Here is a 14,664-nt window from a genome sequence, read left to right as displayed (position 1 = left end):
CCCGCAGTTCGTAGCATGGGCGGCTTCGTAGCAGCTTCATAAGGTGGGCCAGCCCAGGCGGATGCGCGATGCGCATCCGGGGCGTGACCCACCACTTCTGTTTCCGCGGAATCAAAGAGGTGGGTTACCCTGCGCTAACCCACCCTACCCAGTAACTAACCCGCTGGACCTGCATCCTCCATGATCGGGCCGAACAGCTCCCAGCGTTCGCCGTTGAACTTCATCATCTGCATCTGCTTGTTGACGCGGTAGTCGTTCGGCCCGGTGTTGATCTTGATGCCGGGCAGCGCGAAGCTCGGGGTGAAGTCCTTGATGTTGGCGACCTGCTTCATCACGTTCTCACGCGACAGGTCGTCGCCGCACTGTTTCAGCACCTGCGTCAGCAATTCGGCGACGGAATAAGCATAGGTGTTGACGGTATTGAGCTTGTCGCCTTCGGGGAAATACTTGTCCATGAAGGCGAAGAACGCTTTCACGCCCGGATCGTCCTTCCACTGGGGATCTCCGGGCTCCTTGCCGTATTGGGTCGAGATGATGCCCTTGGAGATCTCGAGGCCGGCCGGCTTCAGTGTCGCCGAGATCGGGCTCGCGTTGATGTCGAGAATGTGCACCGGCGTCCAGCCGAGCTCGGCGACCTTCTTGATCGCCTGCGCCGCGAATTTGGGTGTCGAGGCATCATAGAAAAGATCGGCGCCCAACGACTTCAGTTTGACCACCTGCGAGTCCACGGTCGGATCGGTGACCTCGTAGGAGACTTCGCCGACGATCATGCTGGCGGCCTTGTCGCCGAGACCGCTCTTGAGGCCGGCGAGATAGTCGCGGCCCATGTCGTCGTTCTGATAGAGCACGCCGATCTTGGCGTTCGGATGCTCCTTGAGAATGTACTTGGCGTAGATGCGTCCCTCAGACACGTAGTTGGGATTATAGGCGATGGTCCAGGGATAGTTCTGCGGATCGTTGAAGCGCGCGGCGCCGGTCGAGGCCAGCAGCTGCGGGATCTTCTTGCCGTTGAGATATTTTTGCACGGCGGCGTTCGCGGCCGTGCCGATGATCTGGAAGGTGAACAGCACCTCGTCGCCTTCGACGAGCTTGCGCACCTGCTCGACCGTCTTCGGCGGCGAATAGGCGTCGTCATACTGGATCAGATTGATCTTGCGGCCGTTGATGCCGCCTTGATCGTTGATCATCTTGAAGTAGGCGGCCTGGGTCTTGCCGATATTGGCGTAGACGGAATAGGCCCCGGAGAACGGCACGGTCTGGCCGATCTTGATCTCGGTGTCGCTCGCGCCGGTGTCGTATTTCTTCTGGGCGAGAGCTTGGTTGGCGGAGAACGCGAAGGCGAGCGCCGCCGTGGCAGTGATGAAGGCTCTGCGATTGCTCATGTGGGGGTGTTCCTCCTGACGGAATTTCCGACCGACGGTCTTGTCCCGTTGATTGCCAACGGTCGCCATCGCTGTCGGAGATTGTGGAGGAACGGCAGGCGACGCGCAAGGATCGCGGCGCCGCGCCTTAGCGTCTCACGTCAGGAACAGCGCTAACAGCGCGAGCGCCGCCGGCAGCGCCTGCACCATCAGGATGCGCGTGCTGACGGTCGCTGCACCATAAGCGCCGGCCACGATCACGCAGAGCAGGAAGAATGCCTTGATCTGGAACGCGAAGGCCGGATTGCCGTGCACCAGCCCCCAGACCAGGCCTGCGGCCAGGAAGCCGTTATAGAGCCCCTGGTTGGCGGCCAGCACCTTTGTGATCGCTGCCTTCTCGGGCGTGTTGCGGAAGACCTTCAAGCCTTGCGGCTTGTCCCAGAGAAACATCTCCAGGATCAGGAAGTAAGCGTGCAGTGCGGCGACCAGCGCCACCAAAATATTCGCGATCCAAATCAAGTTGAGCTCCCCCAGCGCCAGCTTTCGGGTGGACGTTAGCACGGTGGGCGTGGCAAGTGCGATGGCGTGTTTCGATGCCATGGTGCCGCAATGCCCGCGCGACCGACCAAATCACCTGTAAGCTTCGGCCTCGATCGGCTGGCGACGCCGATCGGGATTGCGCTGCTCGTCACCGACGCTGCGGGCGCCTTGCGCGCGCTCGACTGGGAGGATTACGAGCACCGCATGCGCGAGCTCTTGCGCCTGCATTACGGTGTGGTGGAGCTGAGTGACCAATCCGCGCCCGCGGCCATGCGGACTGCGCTGTCGGACTATTTCGACGGCGATCTCGGTCAGCTCTCGGGCATCGCCTGGCGCATCGCCGGTACGCCGTTCCAGCAGAAGGTCTGGAATGCGTTGACGCAAATCCCTGCCGGCACCACGATGAGTTACGGCGCGCTCGCTGCAAGGATCGACATGCCCAATGCCATTCGCGCCGTCGGCCATGCCAACGGCTCCAACCCGATCAGCGTGGTGCTGCCGTGCCACCGCCTGATCGGCGCCGATGGTTCCCTGGTGAAGTATGGCGGCGGCCTCGCGCGCAAGCGCTGGCTGCTGCGGCATGAAGGCGTGGCGGTTTAGGTCTCCCCGCTCACGCCGCGGGCTGAACCGCCTTGTCGCCGGCCATCACGTGGGTCAGCGCGCTCTTGATCGCGGATTGCCGCGTCGGCGCGCTGATCTGTGCGCCCAGGAGGTCGGTGACGTAGAACACGTCGCGGGCGCGCTCGCCGAAGGTCGCGACATGGGCCGAGGCGATGTTGAGGTTGAGCTTCGAGATCGCGGTGGTCAGCTCGTAGAGCAGCCCGGGCCGGTCGAGGCCGGACATCTCGATCACTGTGTAGCGGTCTGACCATTGGTTGTTGATGGTCACTTCCGGCTCGATCACGAACGGCCGCGCCTTGCCGCGCACGGTGCGCCGGGCCACCACTTCGGGCAGACGCAGCTTGCCTTCCAGCACGTCCTCGATCATCTCGCCGATGCGCGTGGCGCGCCGTCCCTCGTCCTCGTCGCGGTCGTATTCCCTGGAGATCGAGATCGTGTCGAGCGCGCGGCCGTCGGTCGTGGTGTAGATCTGGGCATCGACGATGTTGGCGCCGGCCGAGGCACAGGCGCCCGCAATGATCGACAGCAGCCAGGGATGGTCTGCGGCGAAGATGGTCAGCTCGGTGACGCCACGCACCTCGTCGAAGCCGACATTGATCGCAAGCTTGTGGCCGGCCTGCTCGCTGGCGCGGACGAAGCGCGCATGGCGGATCTTGCGCGGCAGCTCGACCTTGAGCCAGTAGGCCGGATAGTGCCGGGCGATATAGGCATCGAGCTCCTCCGCCGGCCATTCCGCGAAGGCGTTACGGAATTCGGCGTATGCGGCCGTGAGGCGCTTGCCGCGGTCAACCTCCGAGAAGCCGCCCGTCAGCACTGGTTCGGTCTCGTAGTACAGCGACCGCAAGAGCTGCGCCTTCCAGCCGTTCCACACGCCCGGGCCGACGCCGCGGATGTCCGCGGTGGTCAGGATCGTCAAGAGCTTCATCTGCTCGACCGACTGCACCACGGCGGCGAAATTCTCGATGGTCTTGCGGTCGGAGAGATCGCGCGACTGCGCGACCGTGGACATCGTCAGATGCTCCTCGATCAGCCAGGCCACGAGCTCGGTGTCGGCCGGACTGAAGCCGAGCCGCGGGCAAAGCCGTCGCGCCACCTTGGCGCCGGCGATCGAGTGATCCTCGGGCCGGCCCTTGGCGACGTCGTGCAGCAGCGTCGCAATGTAGATCACGGAGCGATGCTCCGGCCGGATCTTGCGCATCAGGTCGCTCGCCACCGCGAATTCCTCGATGCCGCCGCGCTCGATGTCCTGGAGGAAGCCGACGCAGCGGATCAAATGCTCGTCGACGGTGTAGTGATGATACATGTTGAACTGCATCATCGAGACGATCTTGCCGAAGGCGCGGATGAAATGGCCGAGCACGCCGGTCTCGTTCATCCGCCGCAGCACGATTTCCGCGTTGTCGGACGTCAGGATCTCCATGAACAGCCGGTTAGCCTCGGGATTCTCGCGCATCTGCGCGTTGATCAGGCCAAGCGAACGCGTCACGTCGCGCATCGCGTCCGGGTGGAAGGCGAGATTGTTCTTCTGCGCCAGGCGGAAGATGCGGATCAAATTGACCGGATCGTGCTTGAACACGTCTGGCGCGGCGACGTTGATGCGGTTGTTATCGACGATGAAGTCGTCGCTGTCGGGCACCCGCCGCTTCACCGCGGTGGGGCGCAGCCGCGCCATCATCCGGCTGAGCACCGGCGCGGGCTTGGCCTGCTGGTCCTCGAGCTTGGCGCAGAGGATGGCGGTGAGGTTGCCGACTTCCTTGGCGACCAGGAAATAGTGCTTCATGAAGCGCTCGACGTCCTGCATGCCGGGATGCGAGGTGTAGCCGAGCCGGACCGCGATCTCGCGCTGGAGATCGAAGGAGAGGCGCTCTTCAGGGCGGCCAGAGTAGAAGTGAAGATTGCAGCGCACCGACCAGAGGAAGTCGGCGCAGCGGCGGAAGGTGCGGTATTCCTGCGCGTCGAACACGCCGCGGTCGACCAGCTCGTCGGTGTCGCTCACGCGGTAGACGTATTTCGCGATCCAGAACAGCGTGTGCAGGTCGCGGAGCGCACCCTTTCCGTCCTTGACGTTGGGTTCGACCAGATATCGCGATTGGCCGCCGCGGCGATGCCGCTCCTCACGCTCGGCGAGTTTCGCGGTGACGAACTCGGACGCGGTGCCTTGCACGACCTCCTTGTCGAAGCGGGCGACCAGCTCGTCATAGAGCGGCCGGTCGCCGGTGAGGAATCGCGTCTCCAGGATCGCGGTGCGGATGGTCATGTCGCCGCGCGCCTGCCGGATCGACTCGTCGACGGAGCGCGTGGCGTGACCGACCTTCAGCCCCATGTCCCAAAGACAATAGAGGATGGCCTCGGCCACCTGCTCGCCCCAGGCGGTCTGCTTGTAGGGCAGGATGAAGAGCAGATCGATGTCGGACTCGGGGGCCATCAGGCCGCGGCCATAGCCGCCGGTCGCCACCACCGCCATGCGCTCGGCGCCGCTCGGGATCGGCGAGCGGTAGAGATGGCGGGTCGCGGCCGAATACAGGATGCGGATGATCTCGTCCTGCACGTGGCACAGCCGTTCGGCGCAGCGCCGGCCGTGACGGTCCTTCAGCAGGATCGTCTGTGCCGCGGCGCGCGATGCAATCAGCTCGGCCTTGAGCAATTGCGCCATGGCCGTGCGGAACGCGTCCTCGCGTCCCTGGTGCTTCTCGGCAAGCGCGTCGACCGCGGCGGTGATCCGCGCGGTGTCGAAACGATCGTCCACCTCGGCCTTTTGCTCAGTCGCAACGCTGTCCATGTCTCACCGGATATAAGAGGCGGCAGGCGCTGTCACCCGCCATTCTCTCGCAATAGTCGTTCCATGCTGGAAAGGTGCGGCTTTGGGCAAAGCTGTTCTCAGCCGGCGTGCTTTCGAGGGGTGGATTTTCTCGTTGACCTCTAGATATAACTCATTGAAAAACAATGAAGTTTTTGAGGAGGCCGGGCATGACTAGAGTTACACGACGCATACTGCTGGCGGGAGCGGCTGCTCTCGCGGTGTCCCCTGCGGCGCGGGCGGCGGATCCGCTCAAGGAAATCCGTATCGACTGGGCGACCTATAATCCTGTGTCGATGGTCCTGAAGCAGAAGGGGCTCCTGGAAAAGGAGTTCGCCAAGGACGGCATCACCGTCACCTGGGTGCAGTCGGCCGGCTCCAACAAGGCGCTCGAATTCCTCAATGCGGGCTCGATCGATTTCGGCTCGACCGCAGGCTCGGCGGCGCTGGTCGCCCGCATCAACGGCAACCCGATCAAGTCGATCTATGTCTATTCGCGCCCCGAATGGACGGCGTTGGTGACATCAAAGGATTCCAAGATCGCCGATGTGGCCGACCTCAAGGGAAAGCGCGTCGCGGTGACGCGCGGCACCGATCCGCACATCTTCCTGGTGCGCGCGCTGCTTGGCGCAGGTCTCACCGAAAAGGACATCACGCCGGTGCTGCTCCAGCACGCCGACGGCAAGACCGCCCTGATCCGCGGCGACGTCGATGCGTGGGCCGGGCTCGATCCGATGATGGCGCAGGCCGAGATCGAGGACGGCGCGAAACTGTTCTACCGCAAGGCCGACGCCAACACTTGGGGCATCCTCAATGTGCGCGAGCAGTTCTTGAAGGACTATCCGGACGCCGCCCGCCGCGTGCTTGCCGTTTACGAGGAAGCGCGCAAATATTCGCTCGCGAACTACGACGAGCTGAAGAAGACCTTCATCGCCGTGACCAAGCTGCCGGAACCTGTCGTCGACAAGCAGCTCAAGGAGCGCACGGAGCTGACCCACAGCCGCATCGGCGCGCCCCAGCGCGAGTCGATCCTCGCCGCGGGCCTCGCCCTGCAACAGGCCGGCGTCGTGGACGCCAAGGTCGATGTGAAGGCAACGCTGGATGCGTTGATCGACGATCGGGTGCCGCTGCCGACGAACTAAAGGCAGGCGCGCGGCAAACTCGGTCGTCGTCCCGGGGCGCGAAGCGAGCCCTGGACCCATAACCAGAGGAGCAGTCTGGGCCAACGGGCAACTCCGATTCCCCGTAACCAGTTCGCCCCGTGGTTATGGGTCCCGGATCTGCGCTCCGCTCCGCTGCGCTTGTCCGGGACGACGGCTGAGAATGCCGCGCGCTCTTGCAATCTCGCACAAGACGCGCTTCCTACCGGCCATGATCTCCGACGCGCCAGTCCTGCAACAGACTACGGAACCGGCCGAAGGCGCCGCCGCGCCTTCGTGGTTGTCGCGTTATGCGCGTCCATTGCTGGGCGTGTTGCTGCCGCTCACCCTCGCGCTCGGTTGGGAGTTCCTGGTCTGGCTCGGCTGGTCCAACGGCCGGCTGGTGCCGCCGCCCTCGCGCGTGTTCGCCACCATCGTTGATCTTGCCCGCTCCGGCGAATTGGTCCGTCACATTGCCGCAACGCTGTGGCGTGTCGGCCTCGGCTTTGCGTTCGGCGTGGTCGCGGGCACCTTGCTCGGCGCCATATCCGGCTATTGGTCGCTGGCGCGGCGGCTGCTCGATCCAACCGTGCAGGCGCTGCGCGCAATTCCATCGCTGGCCTGGGTGCCGCTGTTCATTCTCTGGCTCGGCATCTTCGAGACCTCGAAGATCGCGCTGATCGCGGTCGGCGTGTTCTTCCCGGTCTATCTCGGCGTGATGGGCGCGATCCTCATCGTCGATCGCAAGATCGTCGAGGTCGGTCGCACCTTCCGTCTCTCTGGACCCGCCATGATCCGGCGGATCCTGCTGCCCGCGGTGCTGCCGGCCTATGTCGTGTCCTTGCGCGTCGGACTTGGTCTGGGCTGGATGTTCGTCGTGGCGGCCGAGCTGATCGGCGCGTCCGAAGGCCTCGGCTATCTCCTGCTCGACGGCCAGCAGCTCGGCAAGCCCGCGCAGATCCTCGCCGCCATCGTGATCTTCGCGATCCTCGGCAAGCTCACGGATTGGGTGATCGAGATCGCGGCTGCGCCCTTCCTGCGCTGGCAGGACGCCTTCGGGCGTACGACGGGAGCATAAGGCGATGCTGGCGCTCGACCGGGTCAGCAAGACCTATCCCAACGGCGTGCAGGCGCTGGCGCGCTTTTCCGCCGAGATCAGGCAAGGCGAGATCGTCGCCATCATCGGCGGCTCGGGCTGCGGCAAGTCCACGCTGCTGCGCGCCATCGCCGGCCTCGACCGCGCAAGCTCGGGCACGGTGACGCTCGACAACGAGGCGATCGCCTCGCCGCATGCCAAGATCGGCATCATCTTCCAGGAGCCGCGCCTGCTGCCCTGGCTCAGCGTCGCCGACAATATCGGCTTTGGTCTTGCCGATGGGCCCGCGACCGAGCGGCGTGAAAAGGTGGCGCGTGCGCTCGAGCGTGTCGGGCTCGCCGAGAAGGCGCAGGCCTGGCCTCGCGAGCTCTCGGGCGGGCAGGCACAGCGCGTCGCGATCGCCCGCGCACTGGTGCCGCAGCCCGAGGTGCTCTTGCTCGACGAACCGTTTTCGGCGCTCGATGCCTTCACCCGCAGGGACCTCCAGGATCATCTGCTCGACCTCTGGGCCGACACGCGGCCGACGCTCATCCTCGTCACCCATGATGTCGACGAGGCCGTGGTGCTGGCTGACCGCGTGCTGGTCATGCGGCCGCGGCCGGGCCGGCTGTTCGACCAGATCGAGATCAATCTCGGCCGGCCACGCGACCGCAATTCGCCGCTGTTCGAGAATTTCAAGCGAAGTGTGCTGACGTCACTCGACCGTTCGCTCGACCGCAGCGTGCCCGACCGTGACGCAACCCAGGGTCCCGGTCAGGCCATGTGGTGGTGACAATTTCTCTCCGAGCCGGTACATCGCAATCCGGCACTTCGTAGAGACGATTTCCCGGGAGAGACAAAATGGACGCCGCAGCACTGCGCCAGATGCAGGCCCCGATCAAGGAGCGCTACAAGACCGACCCCAAGACCGCGATGATCACGTTGAAGGCCAAGGGCTCGACCGACGGCGAAGGCATCGCCTGCAAGATCGAGACCGGCCGCGCCATCGCAATGGCCGGCCTGCATCCCGCAACCGGCGGCTCCGGCCTCGAGCTCTGCTCCGGCGACATGCTGCTCGAGGCGCTGGTCGCCTGCGCCGGGGTCACGTTGAAATCGGTCGCGACCGCGATCGAGGTGCCGCTGAAGACCGGCAACGTCTACGCCGAGGGCGATCTCGATTTCCGCGGCACGCTCGGCGTCGACAAGGAGACGCCGGTCGGTTTCGCCGAGATCCGTCTGCGCTTCGAGGTCGACACTGATGCGCCGCAAGACAAGCTCGACCTGCTGCTCAAGCTCACCGAGCGCTATTGCGTGGTCTATCAGACCATCAAGAACGGTCCGAAGGTCTCGGTCTCGATGCAGCGGATGTAGCGAGCGAAGGCCGCTCGCCCAACAATCGTGTCGTCTCGGCGAAGCCCGGGACGACAAAAGAAAAAAATGTCCCCCGAGCTCCACTTCATCCTCATCCTCGTTCTGCGCATGATGGTCGCGGCGGCGTTCGTCGTGACGGCCTCGATCATCACCGAGCGCTCAGGGCCGGTGATCGGCGCGCTGGTCGCGACCTTGCCGGTCTCGGCCGGACCATCCTACGTCTTCCTCGCGCTCGACCACGATGCCGCCTTCATCGCGCAGGGCGCTTTGTCGAGCTTGCCGGTCAATGCCGCGACGATCTTCATGTGCGTTACCTATGTGGTGCTGGCACAGCGGCGCAGCCTTCTGGTGAGTTGCGGAAGCGCGGTCGCGGTCTGGATCGTGTTCGCTTCGATCATCAAGCAGTTCGACTGGTCGCTCACCGGCGGGCTCGCCGCCAATCTGATCGCATTCGGCATCTGCATTCCGCTGCTCGCGGGCTATCGCCACGTCAAGATGCCGCTGGTGACGCGGCGCTGGTACGACGTGCCGATGCGGGCTGCGCTGGTCGCGACGCTCGTCGCCATCGTCGTCTCGACCTCGGGCTGGGTCGGTCCCCGGATCAGCGGCATCATTGCGCTGTATCCCGTGGTGTTCTCCAGCATCATGGTGATCCTGCATCCGCGCATCGGCGGTCCGCCGACTGCTGCCGTACTGGCCAATTCGGCCTGGGGTCTGCTCGGATTCGGAATGGCGATCGCGGTGTTGCACGTCGCGGTGGTGTGGTTCGGCTCCGCTATCGGACTCTCTGTCGCGCTTGGCACTTGCGTGACCTGGAATCTGACGCTGTGGTGGATGGGCCGGCGGAAGCTTCGAGGCAACGAGGCCTGACAACATCGTCGCGCAGACTTCAAGGCGAGCCGCAGGTCACCCGGAGTACTACGGTGGTGGGCTGACGCGTGGCGGCAATTGAGCCTGCAGTGGACTTTTCATCCTTGCCAGGCATCGTTGCCCCGCTAAGTCATTGAATGATCATTCATCTGCCGATGCGTCGGCGCCCGGTGCAGGTTTTTTTTCGAGCGTTCTTCGATCACTCGCGCGTGCCATTTATCGATAGCTTAGTTAGCGGTTTGTTTCAGCTTGCGTCCTATACCTGGACTCGTTGGCGTCCAGTTTAGCACTCAACGCCATTTTTTTTCGGCCATCGGTCCATGGCACCGAGCACAACCAGATCAATTTGGAGAGACCATGTTCAAGCGCAAGTCGAATAGCGGTGCATTGGTTATGATGGCTGCCAAGGCCGTGAGCGCCAACCTGATGGTGGCCGACAACGACCTGAACATCGTCTACATGAATGATGCGGTGACAGACCTGCTGCGCGCGGCTGAGCCCGACCTCAAGAAAGAGCTGCCCCACTTCAACGTGGCGACGCTCGTTGGAACTAACATCGATGTGTTTCATAAGAATCCCCAGCATCAGCGCAAGATGCTAGCGAGCCTCAGCGCGGTGCATCGTGCGATGATCCAGGTTGGTGGCCACAAATTCGACCTCGTCGCGACACCGCTGAAGAACGAAGACGGCAGCCGGGCCGGAACTGTCGTGGAATGGTCCGATGCTTCGATCCGCCTTCAGAACCTCGACTTCGGGGGACAGGTTGCGGCCGCGAACCGCTCACAGGCGGTCATCGAGTTCGCGATGGATGGCACGGTCCTCACCGCCAACGAGAATTTCCTGCGTACGCTCGGATACACGATGAACGAGATCCAGGGCAAACATCACAGCATGTTCGTTCCGTCTGTCGAACGCGAAAGCCCGGCCTATCGCGAGTTCTGGGCTGCGCTCAACCGCGGCGAATATCAGGCCGCCGAATACAAGCGGATCGGCAAGGGCGCCAAGGAAGTCTGGATCCAAGCCTCATACAATCCCGTTTTCGACGAGAAGGGCAGGCCCACCAAGGTGGTGAAGTTCGCGACCGATGTCACTGAACAGAAGCTCAAGAGTGCCGATCTCGCCGGTCAGATTGCGGCGATCGAGAAGGCGCAGGCGGTGATCGAGTTCAACATGGACGGCACGATCATCACCGCTAACTCCAATTTCCTCGGCGCCCTCGGCTATTCGCTGGCGGAGATCAAGGGCAAGCACCACAGCATGTTCGTCGAGCCCTCGGAGCGCGATGGCAATGACTATCGCGAGTTCTGGGCGGCGCTCAACCGCGGCCAGTACCAGGCGGCCGAATACAAGCGCATCGGAAAGGGTGGCAAGGAGGTCTACATCCAGGCCTCCTACAACCCGATCATGGATCTCAACGGCAAGCCGTTCAAGGTCGTGAAATATGCGACCGACGTCACGAAGCAGGTGCTGGTCCGCATGGGCAACGAGCGCGTCCGCAGCATGATGGAATCGGTCGCCGCGGGTTCGGAGGAGCTGAACGCCTCGGTGCGGGAGATTTCCGAGGCCATGACCAAATCGCGCGAGACCGCGATGAGCGCGGTGGAGCAGGTCGCGTCCGCTGATGCCCAGGCCCAGCGCCTCACTGAAGCGGCGCTGGCGATGAGCGGGATCGTCGAGCTCATCAACAACATCACCGGGCAGATCAACCTCCTGGCACTTAACGCCACCATCGAATCCGCCCGCGCCGGCGAAGCCGGTCGGGGCTTTGCGGTGGTGGCCTCGGAGGTCAAGAGCCTCGCCAACCAGGCCAAGCAGGCCACTGACAAGATCGGCGCGGAGATCGGCAGCCTCAACGGCATCTCCGGAGACGTCGTCACCGCCCTGGCTTCGATCAAGACGGCTATCAGCAACGTCAGCGAATATGTGACGTCGACGGCCGCGGCAATCGAAGAGCAGAGCACCGTGACCAACGAGATGTCGACCAGCATGCAGCGCGCCGCAGCGGAAGCCGCGGCGATCTCGGCGAGGGCATAGCGGTCAGAAGCGTAGGGTGGATTACCGCAGCGTAACCCACCATTTCTGGCCCGGTGACAAAGGTGGTGGGTTACGCCTTCGCCTAATCCACCCTGCGGCACCGTCACTGGTTCGGCAGCTTGGCCTTCAAGGCATACAGCGCATCGAGCGCTTCGCGTGGTGACATCTCGTCCGGATGCAGCGCCTTCACCGCGTCCATCAGCAGTTCGGCCTCGCTCGGCGGGGCGGCTTCTGCGGCGGCGCGCGAGGGCACCGCGAACAGCGGCAGATCGTCGGCGAGCGCGCGCGCGGTCTGACCGCGGTCCTGGGCTTCCAGCTTCGCCAGTACCGATTTCGCGCGCGTGATCACGGCCGGCGGCAGGCCCGCGAGCTTGGCGACCTGGATGCCGTAGGAGCGATCGGCCGAACCCGGCAACACCTCGTGCAGGAACACGACGTTGCCCTGCCATTCCTTCACCCGCACGGTCGCGTTGAACATCCGCGGCAGTTTTGCGGAGAGCGCCGTCAGCTCGTGATAATGCGTCGCGAACAGCGTGCGGCAACGATTGCTCTCGTGCAGATGCTCGATCGCGGCCCAGGCGATCGAGAGGCCGTCGAAGGTCGCGGTGCCGCGGCCGATTTCATCGAGGATCACGAGCGCGCGCTCGCTGGCCTGGTTCAGGATCGCAGCCGTCTCGACCATCTCGACCATGAAGGTGGAACGACCGCGGGCGAGATCGTCGGCAGCGCCGACACGCGAGAACAGGCGGTCGATGATGCCGATCCGCGCGCGTGTCGCCGGCACGAAACTTCCGATTTGAGCAAGAAGAGCAATCAGCGCGTTCTGGCGCAGGAAAGTCGATTTACCGGCCATGTTCGGACCGGTCAGCAACCAGAGCTGGCCGGATTTTTGCGCCGGGCCTGGCGAAAGGTCGCAGGCATTGGCGATGAACGGCTCGCCATTGCGCTTCAAGGCCTGCTCGACGACGGGATGGCGACCGGCCTCGATGGCAAAGCCGAGAGACGAGTCCACCTCGGGCCGCACATAGTTCTCGTCGATCGCCAGCTTGGCAAGCGACGTCGCGACGTCGAGCAGCGCAAAGGCGTGGGCGGCGGCGCGCAGCTCCTCGCTGATTGCTAACGCCTTGGCGCAGAGCCGCTCGAAAATCTCGAGCTCGAGCCCGAGTGCGCGGTCGCCGGCATTGGCGATCTTGGCTTCGATCTCTCCGAGCTCCGAGGTGGTGAAGCGGACCTGGCCGGCCAGCGTCTGGCGGTGGATGAAAGTCGCGTTCAGCGGCGCCGACATCAGCTTGTCGCCGTGCTGCGCGGTGACTTCGACGAAATAGCCGAGCACGTTGTTGTGCCGAATCTTGAGACCCTTCACACCCGTGCTGTCGGCGTAGCGCGCCTGCATCGAGGCCACCACCAGGCGCGAGGCGTCGCGGAGGTTTCGCGTTTCGTCCAGCGCAGGCTCATAGCCCTGGCGAACGAACCCACCGTCGCGCTTGATCAGCGGCAGTTGGTCGTCGAGCGCCCTGGCAAATTCCGCCGCGAGCTCGCGCGATGGCCTTTGCAGCGCCGCCATCACCACGGCGATTTCCTGCGGCGGCTGGTCGAGTTCGTCAAGCCGCGTCAGCACCTGGTCGGCGGCGATGATACCGTCGCGCAGGCCGGCGAGGTCGCGCGGCCCGCCGCGGCCGACGGATATACGGGCCAGCGCCCGCGACATGTCCGGAGCGCCGCGCAGGATGCTGCGGATGTCCTCGCGCGCGGCCGAGTCGGCAACGAAGCTGCCGATGGCGTCAAGCCGCCGCGCAATCGCCGCCGCATCGGTTAGCGGCGCGGCAAGCCGCTGCGCCAGCAGGCGCGAGCCGGCCGAGGTCACCGTGCAGTCGATCGCATCAAGCAGCGAGCCGCGGCGTTCTCCGGCCAGCGTCCGCGTCAGTTCGAGATTGGCGCGCGTCGCCGGATCGATCGCCATGGTCGCACCCGAGGCTTCGCGCGCAGGCGGCGACAGTGGCGGATGCTTGCCGACCTGGGTGCGGTCAACATAGGTGACGGCAGCGGCGGCAGCAGTGGCTTCCAGCCGCGTCAGCTGGGACAGGCCGTCCATGGTCGCGACGGCAAAATAGTCGCACAGCCGCTTCTCGGCGGTGGCGCCGTCGAAGACGTCGCGGGTCAGCGGCGTCACCGCCGGCAGCTCGCGCAGGGTCCGTCCGAGCTCGCTATCGTTATAGAGCGCGTCGGTGACGATCACCTCGTTCGGATTGATACGGGCGAGCGTGGCGGCGAGTTCGCCGCCCGAACATTCCGTCACCGTGAATTCGGCGGTCGAGATGTCGATCCAGGCGAGGCCAAAGCGGTCACCGCCCGCCGATGAGCGCGCGCGCGCGAGCGCCAGCAGGTAATTGTTGGCGCGCGCGTCGAGCAGCGTGTCCTCGGTCAGCGTGCCCGGCGTCACCAGGCGCACCACGCCGCGGCGGACGACGCTCTTGTTGCCGCGCGCCCTGGCAGCGGCGGGATCCTCGGTCTGCTCGCACACCGCGACCCGGTGGCCGGCAGTGATCAGCCGGTGCAGATAATCCTCGGAGCGCTCGACCGGCACGCCGCACATCGGGATATCGGCGCCCTGATGCTTGCCGCGCTTGGTCAGGACGATGCCGAGTGTCCTGGAGGCGATCTCGGCGTCCTCGAAGAACAGCTCGTAAAAGTCGCCCATCCGGTAGAACAGCAGGAGCCCCTGATGTGCCGCCTTGATTTCAAGGTACTGTTCCATCATCGGGGTGACGCGCGCGGCAGCTTCCGCCTGCGGCGCGGGCGTATCGTCGGGGGGCAGGACAGGGATCGGTTGTTGCATTGTCATGGGCGGCGCAACCT

The 14,664-nt window shown here is 64.4% G+C and carries 11 protein-coding genes; 7 read left to right on the top strand and 4 right to left on the bottom strand.

What is annotated here, in order from left to right:
* Nucleotides 1-155: 155 nt before the first annotated feature.
* Together AC0L3S_RS06020 and AC0L3S_RS06015 are read right to left on the bottom strand one after the other, a co-directional pair.
* Nucleotides 156-1,382 (bottom strand): ABC transporter substrate-binding protein, encoded by a 1,227-nt coding sequence (locus AC0L3S_RS06020; RefSeq protein ID WP_473262252.1) that lies wholly within the window; start codon nt 1,380-1,382, stop codon nt 156-158.
* Nucleotides 1,383-1,517: 135 nt separating this feature from the next.
* A complete protein-coding gene (locus tag AC0L3S_RS06015; RefSeq protein ID WP_473278425.1) occupies nt 1,518-1,961 on the bottom strand; it encodes a DUF1304 domain-containing protein in 444 nt (147 codons plus the stop codon).
* 9 nt (nt 1,962-1,970) lie between these two features.
* Between AC0L3S_RS06015 and AC0L3S_RS06010 the strand changes: the two genes are divergently transcribed.
* Nucleotides 1,971-2,501, top strand: a complete 531-nt coding sequence (locus AC0L3S_RS06010) for a methylated-DNA--[protein]-cysteine S-methyltransferase (protein WP_473278424.1) — start codon at nt 1,971-1,973, stop codon at nt 2,499-2,501.
* A gap of 10 nt (nt 2,502-2,511) precedes the next feature.
* Here AC0L3S_RS06010 and AC0L3S_RS06005 read toward each other — a convergent pair whose 3' ends face one another.
* Entirely contained in the window at nt 2,512-5,301 is a 2,790-nt protein-coding gene (locus tag AC0L3S_RS06005) for a [protein-PII] uridylyltransferase (RefSeq protein WP_473278423.1), read from the bottom strand.
* Between the two features lie 188 nt (nt 5,302-5,489).
* On the opposite strand from AC0L3S_RS06005, the gene AC0L3S_RS06000 reads away from it, so the two are divergent.
* The 6 genes from AC0L3S_RS06000 to AC0L3S_RS05975 all read left to right on the top strand — a co-directional run bounded on the left by AC0L3S_RS06000 (nt 5,490) and on the right by AC0L3S_RS05975 (nt 11,808).
* Nucleotides 5,490-6,461, top strand: a complete 972-nt coding sequence (locus AC0L3S_RS06000) for an aliphatic sulfonate ABC transporter substrate-binding protein (RefSeq protein WP_473278422.1) — start codon at nt 5,490-5,492, stop codon at nt 6,459-6,461.
* A 229-nt stretch (nt 6,462-6,690) separates the two neighbouring features.
* Complete coding sequence (locus tag AC0L3S_RS05995) at nt 6,691-7,536, top strand: ABC transporter permease (protein ID WP_473262530.1); 846 nt, start codon at nt 6,691-6,693, stop codon at nt 7,534-7,536.
* A gap of 4 nt (nt 7,537-7,540) precedes the next feature.
* Nucleotides 7,541-8,326, top strand: coding sequence for an ABC transporter ATP-binding protein (locus AC0L3S_RS05990; RefSeq protein ID WP_007615986.1), 786 nt, complete (start codon nt 7,541-7,543; stop codon nt 8,324-8,326).
* 68 nt (nt 8,327-8,394) lie between these two features.
* Nucleotides 8,395-8,904 (top strand): OsmC family protein, encoded by a 510-nt coding sequence (locus AC0L3S_RS05985; RefSeq protein ID WP_473278421.1) that lies wholly within the window; start codon nt 8,395-8,397, stop codon nt 8,902-8,904.
* A gap of 66 nt (nt 8,905-8,970) precedes the next feature.
* Nucleotides 8,971-9,774, top strand: a complete 804-nt coding sequence (locus tag AC0L3S_RS05980) for a hypothetical protein (RefSeq protein WP_473278420.1) — start codon at nt 8,971-8,973, stop codon at nt 9,772-9,774.
* A 357-nt stretch (nt 9,775-10,131) separates the two neighbouring features.
* The gene (locus AC0L3S_RS05975; RefSeq protein ID WP_473278419.1) at nt 10,132-11,808 is read left to right on the top strand and encodes a methyl-accepting chemotaxis protein; all 1,677 of its coding nucleotides are present in this window, start codon (nt 10,132-10,134) and stop codon (nt 11,806-11,808) included.
* A gap of 103 nt (nt 11,809-11,911) precedes the next feature.
* Here AC0L3S_RS05975 and mutS read toward each other — a convergent pair whose 3' ends face one another.
* The gene (mutS, locus tag AC0L3S_RS05970) at nt 11,912-14,650 is read right to left on the bottom strand and encodes a DNA mismatch repair protein MutS (RefSeq protein ID WP_473278418.1); all 2,739 of its coding nucleotides are present in this window, start codon (nt 14,648-14,650) and stop codon (nt 11,912-11,914) included.
* Between the last annotated feature and the right edge of the window lie 14 nt (nt 14,651-14,664).

The organism is Bradyrhizobium sp. Ken01 (assembly GCF_055807355.1).
The sequence above is the reverse complement of the archived record's forward strand: the minus strand, read 5'-3'. Positions and strand labels throughout refer to the sequence as shown.

Bases quoted from the DNA above. Each gene is read 5' to 3' on its own strand.
- AC0L3S_RS06020 (WP_473262252.1), bottom strand. From the start codon at position 1,382: ATGAGCAATCGCAGAGCCTTCATCACTGCCACGGCGGCGCTCGCCTTC.
- AC0L3S_RS06015 (WP_473278425.1), bottom strand. From the start codon at position 1,961: ATGGCATCGAAACACGCCATCGCACTTGCCACGCCCACCGTGCTAACG.
- AC0L3S_RS06010 (WP_473278424.1), top strand. From the start codon at position 1,971: ATGCCCGCGCGACCGACCAAATCACCTGTAAGCTTCGGCCTCGATCGG.
- AC0L3S_RS06005 (WP_473278423.1), bottom strand. From the start codon at position 5,301: ATGGACAGCGTTGCGACTGAGCAAAAGGCCGAGGTGGACGATCGTTTC.
- AC0L3S_RS06000 (WP_473278422.1), top strand. From the start codon at position 5,490: ATGACTAGAGTTACACGACGCATACTGCTGGCGGGAGCGGCTGCTCTC.
- AC0L3S_RS05995 (WP_473262530.1), top strand. From the start codon at position 6,691: ATGATCTCCGACGCGCCAGTCCTGCAACAGACTACGGAACCGGCCGAA.
- AC0L3S_RS05990 (WP_007615986.1), top strand. From the start codon at position 7,541: ATGCTGGCGCTCGACCGGGTCAGCAAGACCTATCCCAACGGCGTGCAG.
- AC0L3S_RS05985 (WP_473278421.1), top strand. From the start codon at position 8,395: ATGGACGCCGCAGCACTGCGCCAGATGCAGGCCCCGATCAAGGAGCGC.
- AC0L3S_RS05980 (WP_473278420.1), top strand. From the start codon at position 8,971: ATGTCCCCCGAGCTCCACTTCATCCTCATCCTCGTTCTGCGCATGATG.
- AC0L3S_RS05975 (WP_473278419.1), top strand. From the start codon at position 10,132: ATGTTCAAGCGCAAGTCGAATAGCGGTGCATTGGTTATGATGGCTGCC.
- mutS (WP_473278418.1), bottom strand. From the start codon at position 14,650: ATGACAATGCAACAACCGATCCCTGTCCTGCCCCCCGACGATACGCCC.